20 protein-coding genes are annotated in these 22,224 nt (G+C 72.9%); 7 read left to right on the forward strand and 13 right to left on the reverse strand.

The window, feature by feature from the left end; all coding sequences use genetic code 11:
• The first annotated feature begins 22 nt into the window (after positions 1–22).
• The 3 genes from ABFX51_RS21820 to ABFX51_RS21830 are packed head-to-tail and all read left to right on the forward strand — an operon-like array spanning position 23 to position 2,352.
• Complete coding sequence (locus ABFX51_RS21820) at positions 23–454, forward strand: NfeD family protein (protein WP_091504055.1); 432 nt, start codon at positions 23–25, stop codon at positions 452–454.
• A 27-nt stretch (positions 455–481) separates the two neighbouring features.
• Entirely contained in the window at positions 482–1,897 is a 1,416-nt protein-coding gene (locus ABFX51_RS21825; protein ID WP_245782851.1) for an SPFH domain-containing protein, read from the forward strand.
• Positions 1,897–2,352, forward strand: a complete 456-nt coding sequence (locus ABFX51_RS21830; protein ID WP_346054761.1) for a pyridoxamine 5'-phosphate oxidase family protein — start codon at positions 1,897–1,899, stop codon at positions 2,350–2,352. The genes ABFX51_RS21825 and ABFX51_RS21830 overlap by 1 nt, the downstream gene beginning before the upstream one ends.
• Before the next feature lie 6 nt (positions 2,353–2,358).
• On the opposite strand, the gene ABFX51_RS21835 is transcribed toward ABFX51_RS21830, so the two are convergent.
• From ABFX51_RS21835 to ABFX51_RS21855, 5 genes are all read right to left on the reverse strand, one after another.
• Positions 2,359–3,708 (reverse strand): MFS transporter, encoded by a 1,350-nt coding sequence (locus ABFX51_RS21835; RefSeq protein WP_346054764.1) that lies wholly within the window; start codon positions 3,706–3,708, stop codon positions 2,359–2,361.
• A 106-nt stretch (positions 3,709–3,814) separates the two neighbouring features.
• Positions 3,815–4,576, reverse strand: coding sequence for an SGNH/GDSL hydrolase family protein (locus ABFX51_RS21840; RefSeq protein ID WP_346054765.1), 762 nt, complete (start codon positions 4,574–4,576; stop codon positions 3,815–3,817).
• Between the two features lie 43 nt (positions 4,577–4,619).
• Complete coding sequence (locus tag ABFX51_RS21845) at positions 4,620–5,729, reverse strand: glycosyltransferase (RefSeq protein ID WP_346054766.1); 1,110 nt, start codon at positions 5,727–5,729, stop codon at positions 4,620–4,622.
• A gap of 27 nt (positions 5,730–5,756) precedes the next feature.
• Positions 5,757–6,164 carry an STAS domain-containing protein gene (locus tag ABFX51_RS21850; RefSeq protein ID WP_346054767.1) on the reverse strand — a complete coding sequence of 136 codons (408 nt, stop codon included), beginning with the start codon at positions 6,162–6,164 and terminating at the stop codon, positions 5,757–5,759.
• 136 nt (positions 6,165–6,300) lie between these two features.
• On the reverse strand, positions 6,301–7,380 hold the full coding sequence (locus ABFX51_RS21855) for a tyrosine-type recombinase/integrase (RefSeq protein ID WP_346054768.1): 1,080 nt from the start codon (positions 7,378–7,380) through the stop codon (positions 6,301–6,303).
• A 94-nt stretch (positions 7,381–7,474) separates the two neighbouring features.
• Here ABFX51_RS21855 and ABFX51_RS21860 point away from each other — a divergent pair, with 94 nt between their 5' ends.
• Positions 7,475–8,542 carry a coiled-coil domain-containing protein gene (locus ABFX51_RS21860; protein ID WP_346054769.1) on the forward strand — a complete coding sequence of 356 codons (1,068 nt, stop codon included), beginning with the start codon at positions 7,475–7,477 and terminating at the stop codon, positions 8,540–8,542.
• 433 nt (positions 8,543–8,975) lie between these two features.
• Here ABFX51_RS21860 and ABFX51_RS21865 read toward each other — a convergent pair whose 3' ends face one another.
• Positions 8,976–9,854 (reverse strand): LysR family transcriptional regulator, encoded by an 879-nt coding sequence (locus tag ABFX51_RS21865; protein WP_346054770.1) that lies wholly within the window; start codon positions 9,852–9,854, stop codon positions 8,976–8,978.
• 89 nt (positions 9,855–9,943) lie between these two features.
• On the opposite strand from ABFX51_RS21865, the gene ABFX51_RS21870 reads away from it, so the two are divergent.
• Complete coding sequence (locus ABFX51_RS21870; protein ID WP_091504063.1) at positions 9,944–10,648, forward strand: alpha/beta fold hydrolase; 705 nt, start codon at positions 9,944–9,946, stop codon at positions 10,646–10,648.
• Here the strand turns inward: ABFX51_RS21870 and ABFX51_RS21875 are convergent.
• The gene (locus ABFX51_RS21875) at positions 10,605–11,387 is read right to left on the reverse strand and encodes an ABC transporter ATP-binding protein (protein ID WP_091504064.1); all 783 of its coding nucleotides are present in this window, start codon (positions 11,385–11,387) and stop codon (positions 10,605–10,607) included. The genes ABFX51_RS21870 and ABFX51_RS21875 overlap by 44 nt on opposite strands.
• Positions 11,384–12,070 carry a FadR/GntR family transcriptional regulator gene (locus ABFX51_RS21880; RefSeq protein WP_091504065.1) on the reverse strand — a complete coding sequence of 229 codons (687 nt, stop codon included), beginning with the start codon at positions 12,068–12,070 and terminating at the stop codon, positions 11,384–11,386. Before ABFX51_RS21880 ends, ABFX51_RS21875 begins: the two co-directional genes overlap by 4 nt.
• An 84-nt stretch (positions 12,071–12,154) precedes the next feature.
• On the opposite strand from ABFX51_RS21880, the gene ABFX51_RS21885 reads away from it, so the two are divergent.
• Positions 12,155–12,916, forward strand: a complete 762-nt coding sequence (locus tag ABFX51_RS21885) for a putative protein N(5)-glutamine methyltransferase (RefSeq protein ID WP_346054771.1) — start codon at positions 12,155–12,157, stop codon at positions 12,914–12,916.
• A gap of 4 nt (positions 12,917–12,920) precedes the next feature.
• Here ABFX51_RS21885 and ABFX51_RS21890 read toward each other — a convergent pair whose 3' ends face one another.
• Genes ABFX51_RS21890 through ABFX51_RS21905 form a run of 4 tightly spaced genes read right to left on the reverse strand, consistent with a single transcriptional unit; the run spans position 12,921 to position 18,981 of the window.
• Entirely contained in the window at positions 12,921–14,120 is a 1,200-nt protein-coding gene (locus ABFX51_RS21890; protein ID WP_346054772.1) for a catalase family protein, read from the reverse strand.
• Positions 14,117–15,469 (reverse strand): Dyp-type peroxidase, encoded by a 1,353-nt coding sequence (locus tag ABFX51_RS21895; protein WP_346054773.1) that lies wholly within the window; start codon positions 15,467–15,469, stop codon positions 14,117–14,119. Before ABFX51_RS21895 ends, ABFX51_RS21890 begins: the two co-directional genes overlap by 4 nt.
• A gap of 6 nt (positions 15,470–15,475) precedes the next feature.
• Entirely contained in the window at positions 15,476–17,164 is a 1,689-nt protein-coding gene (locus ABFX51_RS21900; protein ID WP_346054774.1) for a hypothetical protein, read from the reverse strand.
• Complete coding sequence (locus ABFX51_RS21905) at positions 17,161–18,981, reverse strand: peroxidase family protein (protein WP_346054776.1); 1,821 nt, start codon at positions 18,979–18,981, stop codon at positions 17,161–17,163. Before ABFX51_RS21905 ends, ABFX51_RS21900 begins: the two co-directional genes overlap by 4 nt.
• A gap of 258 nt (positions 18,982–19,239) precedes the next feature.
• Here ABFX51_RS21905 and ABFX51_RS21910 point away from each other — a divergent pair, with 258 nt between their 5' ends.
• Positions 19,240–20,481 carry a cytochrome P450 gene (locus ABFX51_RS21910; RefSeq protein ID WP_346054778.1) on the forward strand — a complete coding sequence of 414 codons (1,242 nt, stop codon included), beginning with the start codon at positions 19,240–19,242 and terminating at the stop codon, positions 20,479–20,481.
• Position 20,482: 1 nt separating this feature from the next.
• Here ABFX51_RS21910 and ABFX51_RS21915 read toward each other — a convergent pair whose 3' ends face one another.
• Positions 20,483–22,033: a DUF2235 domain-containing protein gene (locus tag ABFX51_RS21915; protein ID WP_346054779.1), complete on the reverse strand. Its 1,551-nt coding sequence runs from the start codon at positions 22,031–22,033 to the stop codon at positions 20,483–20,485.
• Positions 22,034–22,224: the final 191 nt, after the last annotated feature.

Consider the following 22,224-nt stretch of genomic DNA (forward strand, 5'->3'; position numbering starts at 1 on the left):
GCCTTCTGCCACGATGAGCCCCATGACACCGGCGCTGATCTGGCTGATCGCGGGCATCGCGCTGATGGCCGCCGAGGTGCTGTCCGGCGACCTCGTGCTGCTCATGCTCGGCGGCGGTGCCCTGCTGGCCTCGGGCGCGGCGCTGGTCACCGGCAACGTGGTCGTCGACGTCATCGTGTTCGGCGTCGCCTCGGTCGCGCTACTGTGGCTGGCCAGGCCCGCGCTCAAGCGGCGGTTCCTGCACACCCCCGAGATCAAGATGGGGCCCGAGGCGCTCATCGGCACCACGGGGGTCGTCGTGGCCACCGTCAACGGCGAGGGCGGGCAGGTGCGGCTGGGCGGCGACGTGTGGTCGGCGCGCAGCGTCGCCGAAGGTCAGCGGATCGAGCCCGGCACGAAGGTGACCGTGGTACAGATAGCGGGCGCCACGGCCGTGGTGTCCCCGGAGATTTGAGCAACCCACCGGAGATCGGGAGAGAACTTGGGAACCGCAGCGATCATCGTTGTCGCGGTCATCGCGCTGTTCGTGATCGTCACGATCGCGAAGGCGATCATGGTGGTCCCGCAGGCGCAGTCCGCCGTGATCGAGCGGCTGGGCCGCTTCCGCACCGTCGCCTCGCCGGGCCTGAACTTCCTCGTGCCCTTCCTCGACCGGGTGCGCGCCCGGATCGACCTGCGTGAGCAGGTGGTGTCGTTCCCGCCGCAGCCGGTGATCACCGAGGACAACCTGACGGTCTCCATCGACACCGTCGTCTACTTCCAGGTGACCGACTCGCGGGCCGCGGTGTACGAGATCTCCAACTACATCGTCGGTGTCGAGCAGCTGACCACCACGACGCTGCGCAACGTGGTCGGCGGGATGACGCTGGAGCAGGCGCTGACCTCGCGCGACCAGATCAACAGCCAGCTGCGGGGCGTGCTGGACGACGCCACCGGCCGCTGGGGCATCCGCGTCGCGCGCGTCGAGCTGAAGGCGATCGACCCGCCACCGTCCATCCAGGACTCGATGGAGAAGCAGATGCGCGCGGACCGGGAGAAGCGCGCGATGATCCTCAACGCCGAGGGCCAGCGGGAGGCCGCGATCAAGACGGCCGAGGGCCAGAAGCAGTCGCAGATCCTCGCGGCGGAGGGCCAGAAGCAGGCCACGATCATGGCCGCCGAGGCCGACCGGCAGTCCCGCATCCTGCGCGCGCAGGGTGAGCGGGCGGCCCGCTACCTGCAGGCGCAGGGGCAGGCGAAGGCGATCGAGAAGGTGTTCGCCGCGGTGAAGGCCGGCCGTCCGACGCCGGAGGTGCTGGCCTACCAGTACCTGCAGACGCTGCCGCAGATGGCGCAGGGCGACGCGAACAAGGTGTGGCTCGTGCCCAGCGACTACGGCAAGGCGCTGGAGAACTTCGCCCGCGCGTTCGGCAAGTCCGGTGACGACGGCGTGTTCCGCTACGAGGCGCCCGCCGACGAGGACGTGGCGCCGCCGAACCTCGAGGACGACGACGTCGCGAGCTGGTTCGACACCTCCACCGACCCCCGGATCGCCGAGGCGGTGCGTGAGGCGGAGAAGGTGGCGCGCCAGGAGGTGCCCGGCCCGCTGGGCGCCGCGCCGTCCACCCCGCCGCCGGACCTGCTCCGGGGTGGCAGCATGTCCGGGTCCGAGCAGCAGGCACCGGAGGCCCCGGTCGACTCGCCGCCGCCCGCCGCTCCGCCCCAGGCCGCACCGCAGCCGCCCGTGCAGCAGGCACCCGCCCCGCAGGCGCCGCCTCCGCCGCCGCAGGCGGGCCCGGCGACCGGGCCGCAGCAGGGGCTGCCGCTGCGGCAGCCCGGCCAGCACTACACGACGCCGCCGGCCAGCCCGTACCCGTCGCAGCAGCCGCCCCAGCCGCCGCAGTACCCCCAGCAGTGATGACGGCCTGGCGAGACGTCGAAGCCGACGTACCGGAGTTCGCGCGGCGCGTGCAGGCGTTGTTCGACGCGCACCGGCACAAGACGATCGCGACGATCCGCGCCGACGGGGCGCCGCGCATCTCCGGCATCGAAGCGGAGTTCGAGGACGGCGAACTGGTCTTCGGTTCCATGCCGCAGGCCCGCAAGGGCTCGGACCTGCACCGGGACCCGCGCTTCGCCCTGCACAGCGCCACCGTCGACCCGGTACAGGGCGCCGAGGCGGACTGGCCGGGCGAGGCGAAGATCTCCGGCCGCGCGATCCCCGCCGGGCCCATCAAGGACGGCCCGGCGGGAGAGCGCTTCCACACCGACATCACCGAGGTCGTGCACACCCACCTCGACGACGCGGCCACGGTCCTCGTCGTCGAGTGGTGGACACCGGCACACGGGCTGCGCAGGGTCGAACGGGAGTAGTCCCGGTCAGCTCCGGCGGGCGTAGGTGGCGTGGTCGGCGATGTCGGCCCGCGAACGGTCGGTGATCAGCACCGCGCACAGGACCGTGACGACCACGGCCAGCAGGATGTACGCCGAGATCGAGTACGGCGTGCCCGTGACCTGCAGCAGCCACGTCGCCAGCAGCGGGGCCGGCCCGCCCGCGAACACGGACGCGAGCTGGTAGCCCAGCCCGGCGCCGCCGTAACGCAGGTGCGTCGGGAAGCTCTCGCCGATGAACGCCGCCTGCGGCCCGTACTGCATGGCGTGCCCGATCATCGACGCGATCACGATGAGGAAGATCGGCACGTACCCGCCGGCCTTGAGCACGGCGAAGTACGGGAACGCCAGCAGGCCCGTCAGCACCGCGCCGGACAGGTACACCCGCTTGCGCCCGATCCGGTCGGACAGCTGCGAGAACAGCGGGATCGTCACCAGCTCCAGCGCCGCCGCGACGAGCACCGCGTTGAGCACGAACGTCCTCGAGTAGTGGTGCTCCGCCACGACGTACACCAGCACGTAGCTGGTGAACAGGTAGAACGGCATCTGCTCGCTGAACCGCAGGCCCGCCGAGAGCAGGATCTCGCGCCAGTGGTGCTTGATCGCGTCCACCACGGGGCTGCGCGAGGTCTGCTGCTTGGCCACGATCGCGGCGAACATGGGGGTCTCCATGATCCGCAGCCGGATCACCAGCCCGATGCCGACGAGCACGAAGCTGAGCAGGAACGGGATCCGCCAGCCCCACGAGTCGAACGCGGCGTCGCTGAGCACCGCCGACAGCAGCGTCATGCCGCCGGTGCCGAGCACGAGCCCGACGGGGACGCCGATCTGCGCGAAGCTGCCCAGCAGGCCACGGCGCCGCTGGTCGCCCCACTCCATCGCGAGCAGCACCGACCCGCTCCACTCGCCGCCGATCGCGATGCCCTGGACCAGCCGCAGCACCACCAGGACGATCGGCGCGGCGATCCCGATCGACCCGGCACCGGGCAGCAGGCCGACGAGCGCCGACGCCAGGCCCATCAGCAGCAGCGTGATCACCAGCGTGGCCTTGCGGCCGATGCGGTCACCCCAGTAGCCGAAGATCGCCGCGCCGACCGGCCGGGCCGCGAACCCCACGGCGTAGGTGGCGAAGGACTGCATCGCCCCGGCGTAGCTGCTCGACGCGGGGAAGAACAGCTGGGGGAAGATCAACGCCGCGGCGGTGTTGTAGAGGAAGAAGTCGTACCACTCGATCGTCGTGCCGATCGCGCTGGCGAAGGCGGCACGGCGGACCTGCGTCCGCTGTTCGGTGGCCTGGCTGTCGATGACCTTGTTCGCTTCGTTGCGTCCGAGCACCATCGTGGCCTCCCGTGACGGGGATCACTCTGCAGGGCCACCTTCGCTGACGGACCGGGCGAAGTCCAGACCGGGCGGACAACAACTTTCCGTGACCGCCGGGCGCGAGTCAGCTCTCCACGGGGGCCAGGGCCGGACGCTTGGGGCTGACCGTGTCGCCGGAGGACTCGCCCCGCAGCCGCCGCCCGATCCACGGCAGCGCGTGCTCGCGGGTCCACCGCAGGTTCTCCGCGCGCTGCTGCCGCACCGGCAGGACCGGGCGCGGGCCGAGCGCGGCCGGGGTGAGCTCGTGCGGCACCTGGAGGACGTCGAGCACGGCGATCGCGACCTCGGCGTGCCCGAGCGCATTGAGGTGCAGGCGGTCGGCCGACCACAGCCGCCGGTCGCGCAGCTGCCGCATCGCCCACAGGTCCACGATCCGCGTGCCGTGCCGGGCGGCGATGACACGCACGTGCTCGTTGTAGATCGCGGTGCGGCCGCGCATCCGCCGGAACAGCGGGTCCTCGACGCCGTCGACACCGGTGAACAGCACCACGGTCGCCCCGGTCTCGGTGAGCCGGGCGACGGCCTTGTCGTACTTGTCGGCCAGCGCGTCGATGTCCACCTTGGGGCGCATCAGGTCGTTGCCGCCCGCGTACAGCGTGACCAGGTCGGGGTCCATCGCGAGAGCGGGCTCGAGCTGCTCGGACAGCACCTGGCCCAGGAGCCGACCGCGGATGGCGAGGTTGGCGTAGCGGAAGTCCGGTTCGCGGGTGGCGAGGACCTCGGCCACCCGGTCGGCCCAGCCCCGCACACCGTTCGGGCGGCCGGGGTCGTCGTCGCCGACGCCTTCGGTGAAGGAGTCGCCGAGAGCCACTAAGCGCTTGCTCATGCCGATCACTCTATGCGGTCGCGGTGGCGGCTCCGGCGCGTGGTCAGGTGAGCTTTTCCAGCAGCGGCACGGCCGCGTCCGCTCCGGGCAGCGCGTTGGTCTCCTCCCGCAGGCGGTCGGCGGCCTGCCGGTAGCGCTCGTCGGCGAGGACGGCCGACACCGCGGCTTCGACGTCCTCAGGCGTCACGGTCACCGGATCGAGCAGGCGCGCGGTGCCCAGGTCGAGTGAGCGGCGGGCGTTGTGCGGCTGGTCGGCGCCCATCGGCAGCAGCACCGACGGCACGCCGTGGGCGAGTGCGCCCAGCACGCTGCCGGAACCGCCGTGCGACACCACGACGGCACACCGCGGCAGCAGCGACTCCTGCGGCACGAACCGTTCGATGCGCACGTGCTCCGGCTGGGGGCCGAACTCGGCGGGGTCGATGTGCTCACCCGTGGTCGCGACGACCGGGGCGGACAGCTTCCGAAGCCCGGCGAGCACCCGCGAGAACAGGTCGCCGGATTCGGTGTTGAACACCGTGCCGAGGGTGAAGTACACGATCTCCCCCTCGGCCGGTGGCCGGGGATCGCCCTGCCGGAAGGCGAAAGTGCCGTCCGGCACGGGAAACCGCGGATCGCGGAAGGACGGCGGGAACGGGGCGAGCACGAGGTCACCGGCGAGCATCCGCAGCCGCGGGTCGGCGGGCAGCCCCTGCTCGGCACGCAGTTCGTGCAGCGGCTCGGCGACGACGCCCGGGCGCAGGAACCCGCCCGCGGCCAGCACGAGGACCACCGCACACGGCAGGCCGAGGCGCTCGGCGGCCAGCGCGGCACCGAAGTCCACCTCGCAGCGGACCACGACGTCGGGCCGCCACTGCCCGGCGAGCTTCAGCAGGACCGGGGTGTTCTCACGCCCGCCGGTCCGGGCGAAGTGTTCCCGCAGGTCGCGTTCCTCCCGCTGCGGATCGGGTGCCGACAGCGGCAGCCGGTCGGGCGGCGCACCGCCGGGCGGGCTGGTGGCCAGCGCGGGAAAGCCGGCCTTCTCGACCGCGGGCACCATCCGGCCCGGGCAGGCGAAGGCGACGGTGTGCCCGGCGGCGGCCGCCGCCCGCGCGAGGGGCACGAGGGGGCGGAAGTGCCCGCTGCCGCCGACGAACGTGAACAGGATGCGCACGCGGTCGACGGTACTGGGGGCTGCCCGTCAGCAGGCCGGGGTCCGCCGCACGGTCAGGCGGCGGTCGACGCCGGTGATCTCCAGGATGCGGTTGACCGCGCGGTTGCCATCGGCCAGGACGCACAGCGCGATGTGGCGCTGGCGGGCGAGCAGGTCGGCGTACAGCAGCGTGGAAAGCCCCGCGGCGCCGAGGAAGTCCACGTCACGCAGGTCCACGACGAGTGTGCGCAGCGTGCCGCGGAGCCGGGCGGCCAGCAGCTCGGTGAGCCGGGGGGCGGTGATCCCGTCGAGCTCGCCCAGGACGTGGACGACGGCGGCACCGGGTTCGGGCCGTTCGACGGACAGCCGCAGCTGCGGGGTCACGGCGGAAGCCTGGCTTCCACGCTGGAGGGGCAGGGCGGTGCGCTGGACCGGAACGGCATCTGCGGCGGCCATGAGGGCCTCCATCTCCCATCCGGGGGGAAGCGGATGGAGTCGACGGCTGGGAACGGCTACCGGCTGAACCGTTGCGTGGCAGTCTAGGCCTGTTCGCGGGACTCGGCAGGTCCTCTCGTCGCCTGATCCGGTTCAGTCACTCCCCGCCACGGCGTTCGGCGAGGATCTGCGCCAGCGTGTGCACCGGCGAGCTGTCGAGCTTGTGGCGGTGCGCGTCGTAGTGGTCGCGGGTCGTGCGGATGTCGGCGTGGCCCAGCAGGTCCTGCACCTTCTGCACCGGCACGTCGTGCGCGAGCAGCAGGGTGCCGGTGGTGCGGCGGGCGGTGTGCGGGCTGATGCTCGCCGCACCGGGGATGCCCGCCTCGGCGGCGAGCCGCCGCAGGGTCTGCCACACGTCGCGCTGCCGCAGCGGCTTGCCGCCGGGCTTGCTCCGGTCGTGCGGGTGCGGGGTGGTGGCCAGCAGCGGACCGGTCAGGTCGTCCAGGCGGCGGTGCTCGCGTTCGGCACGCAGTTCCAGGTACCGCCGCAGCGGGCGGAGCGCGGGCGCGACCAGGGGCACGAAGTCGCGGCGGCCGCCCTTGCCCGTGTAGCGCAGGATGGTGTGCCCGGCGTCGATCGCCAGGTCGGAGACGTGCGCGCCAGTGATCCCGGAGACGCGGAGCCCGGTGTAGAACAGCAACGCCACCAGGGCCGCGTCCCGCCAGGACGCTTCTGAGTGGGCGCGGCGTTCGGCGTGGTCCAGCAACGCCGCGGTCGCCTTCTCGTCGAGGGCCGGCAGGGGAGAGGTGCGGTCGCGTTTGGGGCGCCCCGCGGCCGCGACGGGGTTGCGTTCGGTGACGTCGTTGGACTGCAGGTAGCGGTACCAGCTCGACACGCCCGCCAGCGTCCGCGCCACCGTCGACGGTGCGGCCGGGCGCGGAACACCGTCCCGGCCGGTGACGGTGAGCGTCGTCTTCCACGCGTCCACGTCCGCCCGCCGGGCCTTCAACGGGTCGAGCCCCGTCCGCTGGCACCAGGACAGCCAGGCCGCGAGGTCTGCGTAGTAGGCGCGTTGCGTGTGCTCGCTCTTGTCAGCCTTCAGCCACAGCACCGTCACGTGACGAATCGCGTACCGATCCCCGGGGTCGGCGGGTGGCAGCGCGGGCAGCAGCGACACCGCCTCCGCGAGGTCCTCCAGATCGCCGCGGGAACCACCCCAGGGCGCAAGCTCCGTCATAACTGTGATTATCACGGAGCGAGATATCGGAAATGTTGAGCAGTTTCGCGTGTCGCGCTACCGGTTTAGCTATCGCGTACGCGAAACTAGAGCCATGGAAAACGGGCTGGTCGAGGGCCAGATCTGCGCTCTGGAGGGCTGTGACAACCCGCTGCCGCCCCCGGCGGTGGACGAGCACGGGCGGCGGAAGGGCGGGCGGCCGTCGTCCTACTGCTGCAAGGGACACGCCGACGCCGCCTCCCGCGCGCGACGAGCTGCGCAGACCTCGGCGATCGTGGATCCCCTCGTGGAGATGCGGCGGGTGACCGAGGCGTTCGGGCCGTTGGCGCAGCCGCTGCTGGACTCGATCGCCGAACTGCGGGCGCGGCTGGACGAGGCTGAGCAGGGGGCGCTCGCCCAGGTGCGGCAGGCGGAGGAAGAGGCACGGGCTGCCCGCGCCGAGGCCGAGGACGCGCTGCGGCGGGCGGACCAGGCCGAGCGGGCGCGGGACCAGGCCCTGGTTCAGGCGCGCGAGGACCGGTCGGCCCGTGCCGAGGCGGAGAAGCTGGCCGAGCGTGCGGCTGCGGAGGCTGAGCGGGAGAAGCGCGAAGCCTGGGCGAAAGTCGCGGAGCACGAGCGCGCGAAAGGTGCCGCCGAAGCCGCCCGCCTCGCGGCGGAGAAGGCACGCGACGAACTTGCCGAAGAACTCCGTGCCGAGCACGCGCGCCGCGACCAGCTCAACGCCGAACGCGCCGCGGCGCGGCAGGAAGTCGACCAGCTCCGCGAGGAGCTACGGCAGAGCACGACGGAGCTGACCGTGCTGTCCGAACGACTCGCTGCCGCCCGCGCGCAGTTGGCCGCGGCCGAACGCTCCGTCGACCACGCCCGCGAGGAGACAACGCGTGTCCGCGCGGAGGCGGAGACCCAGCGGGCGCAACGACAGGAGGTGCTGGACCTGTTGGCGGAGGAGCGGACCGCACGGCGCGTCGCCGAAGCCCGCGCAGAGACGCTGGCGAGCGGCCTGGCGGACGCGCGGGCCGAACTCGCCGAGATGCGGGCGGCGCTGGCCGCCCGCCCCGCCGCACCCCCGGCGGAGGAGCAGCCCGGTGAGCCGACCGCCGAGGGTGGGAAGCAGGGGCAGGCCGGGGAGTCGACCGCCGGGAAGGTCGAAGGCGCGGGGTAGGAGCAGCCTGGGAAGCCGGTCGCGGAGGCGGTCGAGGGCCGGGCAGGGCCAGCCCGGCGAAGCGGCGACAGGGGCAGCCGAGGGCAGGAAGCGGGAGTGACGGTCGCGGTGACAGTCGAGGATCCCGCAGGAACAGCCCGTGAACCGGCCACGGAAGTAGCCGAAGGCGGTAAGTGGGAGAGCGGCCCGCGGTGACGGTCGAGAATCCGCAGGAATAGCCGGGTGAACCGGCGACGGAGGCAGCCGAAGGCGGGAAGCGGGACAGCCGGGCGTGGAGGCGGTCGAGGCCCCGGCAAGACCAGCCCGGTGAAGCGGCGACAGGGGCAGCCGAAGGCGCGAAGCGGGAGAGCCAGCCGAGGACGCGCAGCAGGGACACCCCGGCGAATCGACCGTCTCGGCGAGCGAAGGCGAGCCGTGGTGGTGCGTGAGACTCCTAGCCGCCCAGCAAGTGGCGGGCACGGTCGATCAGCACCCTCGCGGCCGGGCCCGGCGGTCCCGCCGCCCGCCAGGCGAAGACCAGCCGGCCCCGCAGCGGCGGGTCGACGACGGTGAGCGGGTGCAGTCCCGGCCAGGAGCGGGCCAGCGAGTCCGGCAGGATCGCCACGCCGAGGCCCCGCGTCGCGAACTGGGCCAGCATCGACGGATCGCTGGCCTCACACGCGATCCGTGGGGCGAAACCGGCACGGGCGCAGGCGGTGTCGAGGTGCGAGCGGATGCCGGTGCCCGGGGGCAGGCTGATCAACGGGCGGTCCCGCAGTGCGGCGAGCGGGATCTCCGACCGCGCCGCCAACGGGTCGTCCACCGCGACCGCGGCCGTGATCGCTTCGTCGGTCACCACGGCGTATGCCAGGTCCGGCGGTGGCTCGGGCCCGAGCGACACGATCGCCGCGTCGAGGGTGCCGCGGCGCAGCGATTCGACCAGCTCTGCCGAGCCGGCCTCGGTGAGCGTCACCTCGACGCCCGGGTGGTCGCGGTGGAACGCGGCCAGCAATCCCGGCAGGTCGACGTTGTGCGACGTCACCATGCCCAGCGCGACGCGCCCGCGCAGCAGGCCGGCCAGCTCGTCGACCGCGTGCCGCGCCCCGTCGACCGCGGCGAGGGCCGCGCGGGCGTAGGGCAGGACCGCGGCCCCGGCCTCGGTGAGGCGCACCGCCCGGCCGGAGCGGTCCAGCAGCTCCTGGCCGAGTTCCCGCTCCAGCCGCCGGATCTGCGCACTCACGCCCGGCTGCGCGACGTGCAGCTTCTCCGCGGCGCGCGTGAAGTTGCGTTCCTCGGCGACGGTCACGAAGTACTCCAGCTGCCGCAGTTCCACAACGGCCGAGTCTAGGTATAACCATCGCTTCTCGCAGCCAGCAGAACCAGCTCTTGGACTTCTGGCTCGCTCCGCCCGAAGCTGGGGACATGAACGCGGAACAGACCACCTTCGTCCTCGTGCCCGGCGCCTGCCACGGCGCCTGGTGCTTCCAGCCCCTCGCCGAGGACCTCCGCCGTGCCGGGCACCGCGCGTTCCCGCTGACCCTGACCGGACTGGCGGAGCGCGCCGCGGAGCTGACCGGGGCGGTCAACCTCGACACGCACATCCAGGACGTGCTCGACGTGCTGGAGTACGAGCAGATCACCGACGCCGTGCTCGTCGGGCACAGCTACGGCGGCGTGGTCATCACCGGCGTCGCCGACCGCGCACCCGAGCGGGTCGGCTCGCTGGTCTACCTCGACGCCTTCGTGCCGCGCGACGGCGAATCCTGCTGGACGCTGACCAACGACGCGCAGCGGGAGTGGTACCTGGACGTGGGGGAGACCGGGTACGGCGTCAAGCCGCTGCCGTTCTTCGACCCGCGCGCGACACCGCACCCGCTGGCCACGTTCCTGCAGCGCATCCGCCTCGCCCGCGAGCCGGCCGACATCCGCCGCGACTACGTCTACGCCCGGATCTGGGACGGCGAGTCCCCCTTCCGGGCCACGTGGGAGCGGCTGCGCGACGATCCCAGGTGGACGGTCCACGAGCTGGACAGCAAGCACAACCTCATGCGGGACGCCCCGGACGAGCTGCTGGCGATCCTGCTCAGCGGTCGGCCCGCGCCGCCCACCGGCCGTCCTCGCGGGTGATCCGCACGGGGTGGTCGAAGCACTTGGTCACCAGGTCGCTGGTCAGCACCTCGTCGACCGGCCCGACCGCGAGCGCCCGGCCCTCGCGCAGCAGCAGCGCGTGGGTGGTGCTGCCGGGCAGCTCCTCCAGGTGGTGCGTGACGAGCACGGTCGCCAGCCGGGGGTGACGGCGCCGCAGCGCGTCCAGGCTGGTCAGCAACTGCTCGCGGGCGGCGAGGTCGAGGCCGGTCGCGGGTTCGTCGAGCAGCAGCAGCCGGGGGCGCGGCATCAGCGCCCGTGCGATGAGTGCGCGGCCGCGCTCGCCCTGCGACAGCACCGGCCACAGCGCGTCGCGCCGGGTGCTCAGGCCCAGCATGGCGATCAGCTCGTCGGCCTGGGCGACCTGTTCGGCGGTGGGCCGCCAGCGGGGCACCAGCTCGGTGGTGTTGGTCAGCCCCGTCAGCACCACCTCGCGCACGCGCAGCGGCGTCCGCAGCGGGTGCCGGGGGTCGATGTGCCCGATCTCGGCGCGCAGGCTGCGCATGTCCACCCGGCCGAGGCGGTGGCCCAGCACCTCGACGGTGCCCCGGGTGGGGTGCGCGCGGGCGCCGAGCAGGCTCAGCAGCGTGCTCTTGCCCGCGCCGTTGCCGCCCAGCAGCGCCCAGTGCTCGCCTTCCCGGACGGTCAGCGAGACGGAGCTGAGCAGGTAGTTCCCGTCGCGGACGAGGTCCACCTCGTCGACGGCCAGTACCGCGGTCACGAGTCCGCCACCGCCGACCGGATCCGGGAGACGATGGTCTGCAGGTGGGCGACGGTCGCGGCGGCCGCGGCGTCGGCGTCCCCGCGCTCGAGCGCGTCGAGCAGGTCCGCGTGGGCGGCCGAGACGTCGGGCAGCCGGGGCTCGTGCCGGAACATCTCGACGATCGCGTCGTGCAGCACCGGCAGGGCGGCGGCGAACAGGTCCCGCAGCAGCCCGTTGCCCGCGAGTTCGACGACGGCGCGGTGGAACTCCAGGTCCGCGGCGACGAACTCGGCGGGGTCGGCGTCCAGCAGCTCCTGGCGCCTGCGCAGGCCCGCCCGCAGGCGGTCGATGTCCTCCGGCCGCACCCGCTGGGCGGCCAGCCGCGCCGCTTCGACCTCCAGCGCGCGGCGGACCTCGTACACCTCGAGCAGGTGGGCGCGCCGGACCAGCACGCCGACGTCGGGGGAGCCGGCCGGGGCGTCGGTGACGTACGTGCCGGAGCCGTGCCGGACGTCGAGCAGCCCGTCCCGTGCGAGCAGCCGGACCGCCTCACGCACCGACGAGCGCCCGACGCCGAGCTCGGCGGCGAGGCGGACCTCGTTGGGCAGGCGTTCCCCGGGTTTCCAGTGCCCCTCGCGGAGCCGCTCGCGCAGCAGGGTCTCCACCTGCGGCACGACGGGTCCGTGTTTCAGCGTCACCACGGCGGAGGACGCTACCAGAGATCACGCAGACGTCTGAGGACTCCCGGGCACCAAGGCCGTCGCCGCCCCGGGCTAAGGTGGGCCGTGCTTCCCACCACTGACCTCGTCACCAGGCTGCGGGCCGCCGGCTGCGTGTTCGCCGAGGACGAGGCGCGGCTGCTCGTCGAGGCCACCGCCGACCCGGCGGAGCTGGCCGCGCTCGTGGCACGCCGGGTGGCGGGGGAGCCGCTCGAACACCTCCTCGGCTGGGCGGAGTTCCGCGAGCTGCGCATCGCCGTCGAGCCGGGCGTGTTCGTGCCCCGGCAGCGGACCGCGTTCCTCGTCGAGCAGGCACTCGCCGCGGCCCCGCCGGAACCGGTGGTGGTCGACCTGTGCTGCGGATCCGGCGCGCTCGGCGCGGCCTTCGCGGCCGCCGCACCCGTCACCGCCCTCTACGCCACCGACCTCGACCCGGCCGCCGTCCGCTGCGCCCGCGGCAACGTCCCGGGGCACGTCTTCGAAGGCGACCTGTTCACCCCGCTGCCCGCGGATCTGCGCGGCCGGGTGGACGTGCTGCTGTCCAACGTCCCCTACGTCCCGACGGACGCCATCACGGACATGCCACCGGAGGCACGTGAGCACGAACCGCGCGTCGCACTCGACGGCGGGAGCGACGGGCTGGCCGTGCTGCGCCGCGTCGCCGCCGGAGCACCGGAATGGCTCGCCCCCGGCGGCCACCTCTACGTGGAGACAAGCGAAGGCCAGGCACCGGTCGCCAGCGCGGTGTTCACCGCGGCCGGGCTCACACCGTCCGTGTTCTCCGACGACGACAGCGGCGCGACCGTCGTGCGCGGCACCAGGCCCTGACCCGTCAGCGCCGCACCGGCTGCCGCTCCCGCACCGGGAAGAACCGGTCGGGCCCCGGCTCGACGTGCGGGACGTCGTTCATGTCCTGCCGCAACCCCGACAGCTCCCGGTAGATCTCCCGCCGCGCTCGGTTCTGGTTGCCCAGCGGCCGGTGCTCGGGCAGCGCGTGCCACGGGTTGATCGACAGGCTGTCCGCGCGCGCACGCTGCTCCGCCGGGTCCAGCTCCTGCACCGGCAGCCGCAGCACGCCCACCCGCACCGGCGGCGACACGCGTTCCGGCCAGATCACCGACGCGTGCTCGACCGGCATCCGCAGCGGGTCGTTCTGCACCTGCACCAGCACGTCGAACTCCGCCTCCCGCGTGCTCAACGTCCGCGCCAGCGCCTGCGCGAGGTAGTCGTCCGGCGGGTTCCACGGCACCCGCGTCCGCCCCGCCGCGCGCGGCACGAACCGGTACTGCATCGCCTGCCCCGGCCCCAGCAGGTACGCCGCGCAGCTCCAGTAAGCGGTTTCCAGCGGGCTGGTGTGCGTCCGCGCGTACAGGCCCTGCATCACCAGGTCCGCCAGGTGGCCGTCGCGCGGGTCCAGGAAGTACCACAGGGGAGTGCCGTTCCCGATGTGCCGCTGCAGCTTGACGTTCGCCACCACGTCGGGCGTGGTGAACGTCGGCGCGCTGATCCCGGTGAAGTCCTGCGTGTGCCGCTCGTCGTCCAGCAGCTTCGGCCCCGGCACGCCGACGACCTTCACCCCGATGCTCAGGATCCCGTTGTCCTCCAGGTCCGGCGGCGACAACGGCCCCGGCCCGGCGAACCGCACCCACGCCGCGTACGTCGCCGGCCGCGCGAACAACCCGTGCCGCACCGGGAACGGCAGATCGTCCAGGACCTCCAGCGACGCGCGCACCACCCCGTAGGTCTTGGTGTTGCCCGCCCGCTGCGCCTGCCCCGGCGCGTACTCGCGCAGCACGAACCGGCTCATCAGCTCCACGATCTCCGCGCGCGCCGCGTCCTCACCGGGGATCGACAGCTCCTCGGCCTTCACCCCGGACACCGGCAACGTCCACCGCCGCACCAGCGCCTGCACGAGGCCCTGCACCGGCGGGCGCACCACCGCGTCGAACGCGGGCCGCACGTACGGGTCGATCCGCCGTTCCAGCGCGACCAGCCGCAACACCGCGTCGTTGACCTGCTTCCGGAGGTTCACGCCGTCACCGTCGCCAGGTAGCGCAGCGCCGCGATCCCCGGCAGGAAGAAGTACGCCCCGCCCCGCACCCGCACGAACTCCGGCAGGGCGCGGTGCCGCACCCGCACGGGGCGGGCCTGCTCGGTGAACACCGCGTCCTCCCGCACCCGCGGCGCCACCAGCGGGTCCGGGTCGTCCCGCAGGCCGTCGAACGTCGGGTCGTTGAGCCAGCTGTGCTGCACGAACTCGTACTGCCGCGCCAGGTTCGCGTTGAGGCACAGGAAGTACAGCCCGCGCTCGGTGTCACCGCCGCGCTGCCGCCTGGTGTAGCTGCGGCCGCGGCGCAGCAACCGGTGCCGGTCGTTGATCGTCATCGACTCCGCCGAACCCGGCCGCGGCGGCAGCGAGTCCCGCGGGTTGGCCCGCCGCACGTGCGCCCCGAGCGGACACGCCAGTCCATCGGGATCCGTTTCGTGGTAACGAAAATCGTGCCCGGCCAGCTCCGGGTCGTCCCGCTCGGGGGAGAGCACCACCGGCGCGCCGCTCGGCCACCGGCCCATCATCTTCGCCGCGAGCCGCCGCGCCCCCTCGGCCCCGTCGCCGCCGTGCTCACGCACGTACGACCAGAACCCGTCGACGTCCTGCGACAGCTGCCGCAGCACCAGGTAACTGCCGTTGCGGCCCAGGTCCGCTCCGCCCGACCCGGCCTCGTCCCGCGGCAGCAGGTTGTCCGGATCCACGCTCGCGGGCAGCACGGGACGCTCGGTGAACCGGCCGTAGGCGTTGCGGTACCCGAGCACGAACTCTCCCGGCGCGATCCCGCCGTCGCCGCCCACCACCCCGGCCAGCCGCGGCTGGGACAGCCCGTCGCGGAACCCGAACGGTTCACGCCCGGTCAGCGGATCGGTCGGCAGCACCGCCAGCCGGGACAGCCCACCCGCCCCGCGCTCCAGTGCGTTCACCCGCCTCCGCAACGCATCCGCCGTCGCGGCGTACACCAGCACGAGCACGTGCACCTCCGCACCGCCCGGCCCGCCCCACGACCACCGCCGCGGATCAGCGTCGCCAACGTCCCCGAGCAGCCGCGACCGGTGCTCGGTCGTCATGCCCTCCGCGAACGCGGGGGAGAACGACGCGACGATGGAGGCGGACACCGCCAGCGCCCGCAGGCCGGCCGCCGTCAGCGCGACGTTGACCGCCGACTCGGGGGAGACCACCGCCCCGCTCGTCACCTGCCCCGCCCACCGGCCCAGCGCGTTCCGCGCGGTCTCCGCGTCCGCCACGCCGTAGAGCAGGAACGCCGCGTGCCTCAGCCGCCCGTAACCCCGGACCACCAGGCCCTGCACGTCGTCGAGATCGAGGGTGTCCATACCGCCTCACAGCAACGCGAGCCACGACCGCGCCTCGGCGGCGCCGAGGTCACGGGACAGGCCCTCGCGGATCTTGGAGTTGTCGTCGATGTTGCGCGCGGACAGGTCCCGGTACGCCGAGTACCACACGCTCGGCAGCTGGTGCGCCCGCAGGTAGTCCTTGAACGCCTGCTCGTCGCGCGCGCCGCCGCCCACGAGCCAGCGCGTCGTGGGGTAGCCGACACCGTTGGAGAACACCGCGTTGAGCCCAGGGGCGAGCTTGTCGATGAACTCGTCCATGTAGCTTTCCAGGCTGCCGTCGTAGTTGCTCGCGAACACCAGCCGCCGCCCGCGGTCGACGTAGACCCAGCGCGCGAAGTGGATCGTCCGCACACCCGCCAGCCCGCCCCGCGCGTACACGTGCCGGTTGAAGTAGTCCAGTCCGAACAGGACGGTCCGCAACGTGACCGCCCTGACCAGCCCCGGCTTCACCGTCCCCGCCGCCGTGAACGGGTTCTGCGTGGACAGGTCCTCCTGCTGCGTCAACTCCGCCAGCCGCTCCGGCGACACCCGGCCGGTCTCCGGCGTGTCACGCGCTTCCAGCCGCCGGATCAGCAGCGCCCACACCGGCAGCGCGGGCAGCAGCAACGGCATGGCCGCGGGCACGACGACCCGGTGCACCGCCTCGCGCGCCCGGAACGCCGCCGACGGCGCCTCCGGCGGGCGCAACGCCCACGACAGTTCCGGCCGCCCCGCCACGAAGGCGCGCACGGCGCGGTGCACCTCCCGCTCGTCCGCACCCGACCAGTCACCCTCGTCGAGGAAGTCCTCGATCCGCTCCCGCAGCCGCGCTTCGTCCTGGATCCGGGCAAGGCTCCGTCCCACGTGGTGCACGTACGCCGACGCCGCCGGGATGCGCCGCTGCGCCAGCCAGCGCACCCGGTCCTGCACGCTGCCGTTGTCCGGGTGGTCCTCGCACATCGCCAGCAGCGACGGCAGCGAATCGTTGGGCGCCGACGCCAGATCCCGCAGGTGCGCCCCGACCGGAGTGTCCACTTCGGCCAGGTACATCAGCGTCGGCGGCCCGTTGTCCTCCGCGGGCAACAGGAACACGCGCGCGAAGTGCACCCCCGCGAGCTCCCGGAACGGGCCACCGTCGAGTTCCACGCTCTTGCGCAACTGCTCCAGCAGTCCCGGCACCTCCGCCTCGCGACCGCGCCGCAGCCGCGCCCGGATCGTCAGCGCCACCTGGTGCGGGGCCGGTCCGGCCGACGCGGTGGGCGGGCGCCGCAGCACGAACCACGCCATCCGGCGCCGCCACAGCCACACCACGCCCAGGTACAGCCCCGGCGCGACGAGCCGGATCTCGTCCCGCACCCCGCGCGCCACCAGCGACGACTCCGAATAGTCGATGACCATGCAGGCGCCGCCGTCCAGCCAGCTCCGCCCCGGCGCCACGGTCGCCCGGATCGCGCGCAGCCCCAGCGGGCCGACCCGGTTGTTCAGCCACTGCCCGCTGCCGTCGAACACCTTGCCGCGCCACGCCAGCGCCCGCGCCAGCGTCGCGACGGGCTTCGCCAGTCCCGTGCCGGCGCCGATCACGGCCGTGCCGTCCATCGCGCCCAGTGGCACCCGGCCGGGCGGGCTGGCGCGGAACAACCGGATCAGCTCGTCGTCCGCGGCCGACAGCAGACCCTGCTCGTCGACGACCTTCATGACCGCACCGGCCACGCCGCGAACGCGTTGTCCACCTCGGCCACGGCGGGCCGCAGCCCGGGGTAGTGCCGCAGCAGCACGCTCAGCATCGAGTTGTCCCGGATCCAGTCCAGCCCGGTCTGCGAGTACACGGCCGGCGTGTAGTACTCGGTGAAGAACCGGTCGCTGTTCAGCCGCCGCGAGGCCATCAGGATGAACACGCGGAAAGCGGTGTCGCTGAAGGCGAACCCCGCCGGCTTGCGCTCGGCGAACATGCCTACCGTCAGGTCGACGTCCTCGATCCGCCCGCCGTAGCAGCGGCTGATCTCCTCCGCCCACTGCCGGTTCCCGGTCAGCTCGTCGAAGTCCCGCGCGGGCCGCAGGTGCAGCAGCCGCCGGAACTCGTTGTACCGCGGCACACCCAGCTCACGCGAGCGCAGCACGTCCGTCGCCGCCAGGTCCTGCAGGTGCCCGTCCGGGCGGTGGAACTCCTGCAGGTGGCGCGGGAAGTTGTGCAACGTCACCAGCCCCGGCGGCAGCGTCCCGAACGAGTACAGCAGGTCGGTCAGCGACACGCTGTTGAGCACCTTCAACGCGTTCTCCCCGGCCAGGTCGGGGAAATCGCACTCCAGCACCGTCTGGTCGTCGGCGACCGAGCGGAAGTCCCAGTGGTCCCGCAGCAGCGGGTGCATCCGGTACACCGCGACGAACTCCTCGGTGAGCGAGAACGGCACCCCGTAGTCGTCGGTCGAACCGCCCGGGATCCCGCTGACCACCTCGCTGTCACTGATCCGCCCGAACAGCCGCTGCACCCGTTCCCCGGCCAGCCCGAACCAGTTGGCCCGCAGCGCCGCCTTCGTCGTCGGGTGGCTGATCACCGCGGGCGTCCACTCCACGGTGTGGATCTTGGCCAGCAACGCCGAGTTCACCAGCCGCGCCCGCTGGAACAGCTCCTCGTCGGGCCACGACGGGTAGTCGGCGTGCAGCCGGTCGCAGATCGCGTTGTGCTCCAGCGTGAACAGCGTCCGCAGCAGCTCGGGACCGAGCCAGAACCCGGGCACCAGCGCGGGGTTGTCGGCCGGGTCGTCCGGCAGCGGCAGCAGGCCGTTGTCGAGCACCCGCAGCTTCCCGCCCTCACCGCTGCGCAGCCACTGCTGCTGCCGCCGGTCCACGCCGTAGATCTGCGAACCGTCCCACCAGTGCGTCAGCACGTTGACCCTGGTCTGCGGCTGGTCCGCGCCCGCGGGCCGCGTCGGGTCGTCGGGGGTGCGCATGATCCGCATCGGCCGCTCCGGCCACCGGTCGTCGGCCGCGAGCGGCACCTCCCACGGGTTGTCCTTGGGGCTCTTGCCGTGGCTGAACCAGTCGCGGATCATGAACTGCAGCCACGCCGCGACCAGCGAGTTCACCGACGAGGCCGGCACGAACGTGGTCCGCGTCAGCAGCGCACGGCTGATCTCCCGCGGATTCGGCGACAGCACCGAGGTCTCGGTCGCGGCCGCGATCCGGTCCAGCGGGATGTTGCGCCCGAACCGCGTGCCCGCCATGCCCGTGGCCGGGCGGTCCAGGTCGTTGTGGCTGCCGTCCGCCGTGCGCCCGGTGAGGTAGTCACGCGAGAACGCAGGCGCCTCGGGCGGGTCCACGGCGGGCAGGTGCCCGGTGTCGTACAGGTTGTCCTGCCGCAGTTTTGTCCGCAGCCCGATCAGCTCGAGCAACCCCAGCGGCACCGGCAGCCGGTCCCACCCGACCACCTGGTCCACCAGCCCGGTCACGGCAGTGAACAACCGCCACGGCAACGCCCTGCGATAACTCCGGTCAGCGGGTTCGGAATTGTTCATGGAAATTCCCCTCCGAGTGTTTTCCACGCTCGACCACGCTCGTCCGCGAACAAATCACCGGCCGCAACCCGGGCGCGCGGAAGAACCAGACTCGCACCGGATCTCGCTGCCTGTCCAGGATCGTGACCCGAATACCCAAGTGGAGCAAAGCCCCGTCGAGACAGCGAATTCCACCAGGACCTGGCGGCGGTCCGGCCACCGCGTTACTTTGGGGAGCGCATTTCCCCGCGGTTCCGGAAAATGGATCAGGAGATTCCGATGGCCGGCACCCCACGATTTCCCCGCGCACGGCCGCTCGACGATCTCGCCGTCACCGCCACCGTGCTCGCGCCCAACCTCGTGCAGGGCCTGTTCCACCGCTGGCGGGTACCCGTCCGGCTCGCCACACTGGCCGACGTCGACCGCGCCGCGGTGCGCGTGCTCTCCACGCTCTCGCGCCGCTACGACGGTGGTCCCGTGCGGGTGCGGGCCGGGCTCCTGCTGCTCGACCCCGCCGACACACACCGGGTGCTGAACGGGCCGGTCGAGGACTACGCGGCCGACACCCCGGCGAAACGCCGCGGCATGAGCCACTTCCAGCCCACCGCCCTGACGATCTCCCGCGGTCACCTGTGGCGTGACCGCCGCACCTTCACCGAAACGGTGCTCGGGCGGTTACCCCGCCTGGCCGGGCACTTCACGGCCTGCGCCGAGCAGGAGACGAAGGACCTCGTCGCCGCGGGACCCGTGCTGGGCTGGCGTTCCTGGCACGGCACGGTGCAGCGCATCGCCCGGCGGATCCTGTTCGGGGACACCGCCGCGGACGACCAGGAGCTCAGCGAAACGCTGGAACGCATGATGAGCCGCGCGAACCTCCTGCCGGGACGGCCGTCGCGCGAACTCGCCGGCTTCCACGAGCGCGTGGGGGAGTACATCCGCAACGCAGGCCGCGACAGCCTCGCCGGCTGGTTCACCGACACCCCGTCCACCGGCTGGACGGACCCGACCGGCCAGCTCACCCACTGGCTGTTCGCCCTCGGCGACACCCTCGCCATCAACACCCTGCGCACCCTCGCCGTCGTCGCGCAGCGGCCGGCCGACCGGAGCCGCGCGCTCGCCGACGACCGCTACCGCACCGCGTGCCTGCTCGAAACCATGCGCCTGTGGCCGACGACCACCCTGCTGGCGAGGGAAACCCGCCGCGAGATCCGGTGGCCCGGCGGCGGGCTCGTCCCCGCGGGCACCCAGGTGCTCATCGCCAGTACGTACCAGCACCGCGATCCCGACCGGCTGGAACACCCCGACACCTTCGCCCCGGACGCGGCGAGGTCGCCATCGTTCGTGCACTTCGGCGGCGGGCCGCAGATCTGCCCCGGGATCTCGCTGGCCGAGCTGACCGGCACCGCGATCCTGCGCGTCGCGCTGGAACACACCCTGGCGGTGACCGCGCCGCGGCTGCCCGAGGACGAGCCGTTGCCGCACATGCTGGACTTCTTCGGCATCCGCGTCGCGGTCGCCTGACTCAGCTGTCCCGGCTCACCGTCAGCGTCACCGTGCCGCGGTTGGTGCCGTAGCGGCCCCACGCGTCGTTGGCGAACGCGTAGCAGTACCCGGGGCTGCGCACCTCGCACCCGGCGCCCGCGCCGATCGCGATCCGCTGGTGCTCGCGCCCGTTCGGGGCGCCGGGGCAGGGGTGGGCGTCGTTCGCCACGTACCCCACCAGCGACATCCACGGCAGGTCCACCTCGCGCGGCGCCAGCGGCGCGTACGCGACGTCCTGTCCCGGGAGGCGCCGGTACCACCGCAGGCCCAGCGCCAGCACGCTGCCCACCACGTGCCGCAGCAGCCCGGCGACAGCCCGGCCCTCAGGACCCGACCAGCCCGTGCCGTCGTACCACTGGCCGGAGGCCGAGAAGCGGTAGTGCCCGGGTTCGAGGTACAGCCCGGTGTCGTGCCACAGTTCGTGGGCCGCCACGCCCACAGACGCGCTTTCCCCGGGGGCGAGCACCTGCGTCGGCCGGTACCGGCCGCCCGTAATGGGTTGCGCGCGCCGCCGCTCGACAGCGGAGGGATCGATCTCGGCGACCTCGGCCGTCACGCGCGGCACGGCCCGCGGCCGGTACTGCAGCGCGGCCTCCAGTATGGGCTGCATCAGCGGCTCGACCACGGTGGGCAGGACCCCGAACACCCCGCGGTCGTCGTTGTGCAGCAGTCCCGCCGGGTCGGGGGACAGCGCCTGCACGCTCGCGCGGTGGAAGCCGAGCCCGGCGTGCTTCTCCGCCTCGCCGATCATCCACTGCAGGCCGCGGTCGCTCAGCGCGGTCTCACGGTGCCCGCCGCCGACGTCCATGTGGCTGCCGGGGAACCAGCGTTCCTCGATGTCCTGGCCGGGTTCCGGGGCCACCCAACGGGTCGGGGTGAACGGACGGCGACGCTCGTCGAGGGCGAGTGCGTGCCGCCCGTGTTTGATGCGCGGGTTCAGCTTCATGTCGTGGAACCGGTAGCGATCGGGCGGGTCGAGCAGGTTGAGCCCGGTGAAGTAGCCGGGGACGCCGAGCGAGCCGACGGTGTCCCACACCCCGAGGAAGTCGATGGGGAACTCGCCACCGGAGCGGGGGTCGTAGCGGAACGCCAGCCCTTCGCGCCACTCCGGGGAGTCGTCACGGGCGCGGTAGTGGCGGTAAGCGCGGGCGACGAGCTTCCCGGCCTCCGCCGCGAGCCGCTCCCGCAGGTCCACCAGCCCCGACGCGCCGACGAGCCCGGCGAGGCTGCGGACGGTGTAGGCGCCCCGGCTGAAGCCGACCAAGGCGACGGCGTCGCCAGGGGAGTAGGTGGTGGCGAGCCACTGGTAGGCGGCCATCACGTCGTCGGACAGCCCGCTGCCCACTGCGCCGCCGAGCATGCGGCGCAGCACCCCGCCGGTGGTGCCGACGCCGGGCTGGTAGCAGGCGAGCTGGCGCCGCCCGGAACTGTCCTGATCGGACAGTGCATTGTAGAACCGGCCGACGTTGGTCACGGACTCCACGTCGGGGTCGCACCAGGTGCCGTCGCAGCAGATGATCAGTCGTCGCACGGGAAACCACCCCTTCCTCGTGCCCATCAGAGCACAGCGGGGCACGCGTGGATACGAGGTCACCGGTTCGGCCCACAGGGGCGTTGGTAGCGGCTGGTGGGCCGCACGGCCACGAAGCACTCGAGCTGCCCTAGCTGTATGAGGCGTTGACGTTGGTGACGCCGGTGTGGAGCCGGGAGGCTGGCGGCTGG

This window comes from Amycolatopsis dongchuanensis, assembly GCF_039542405.1.
Taxonomy (GTDB): Bacteria; Actinomycetota; Actinomycetes; order Mycobacteriales; family Pseudonocardiaceae; genus Amycolatopsis_E; species Amycolatopsis_E sacchari.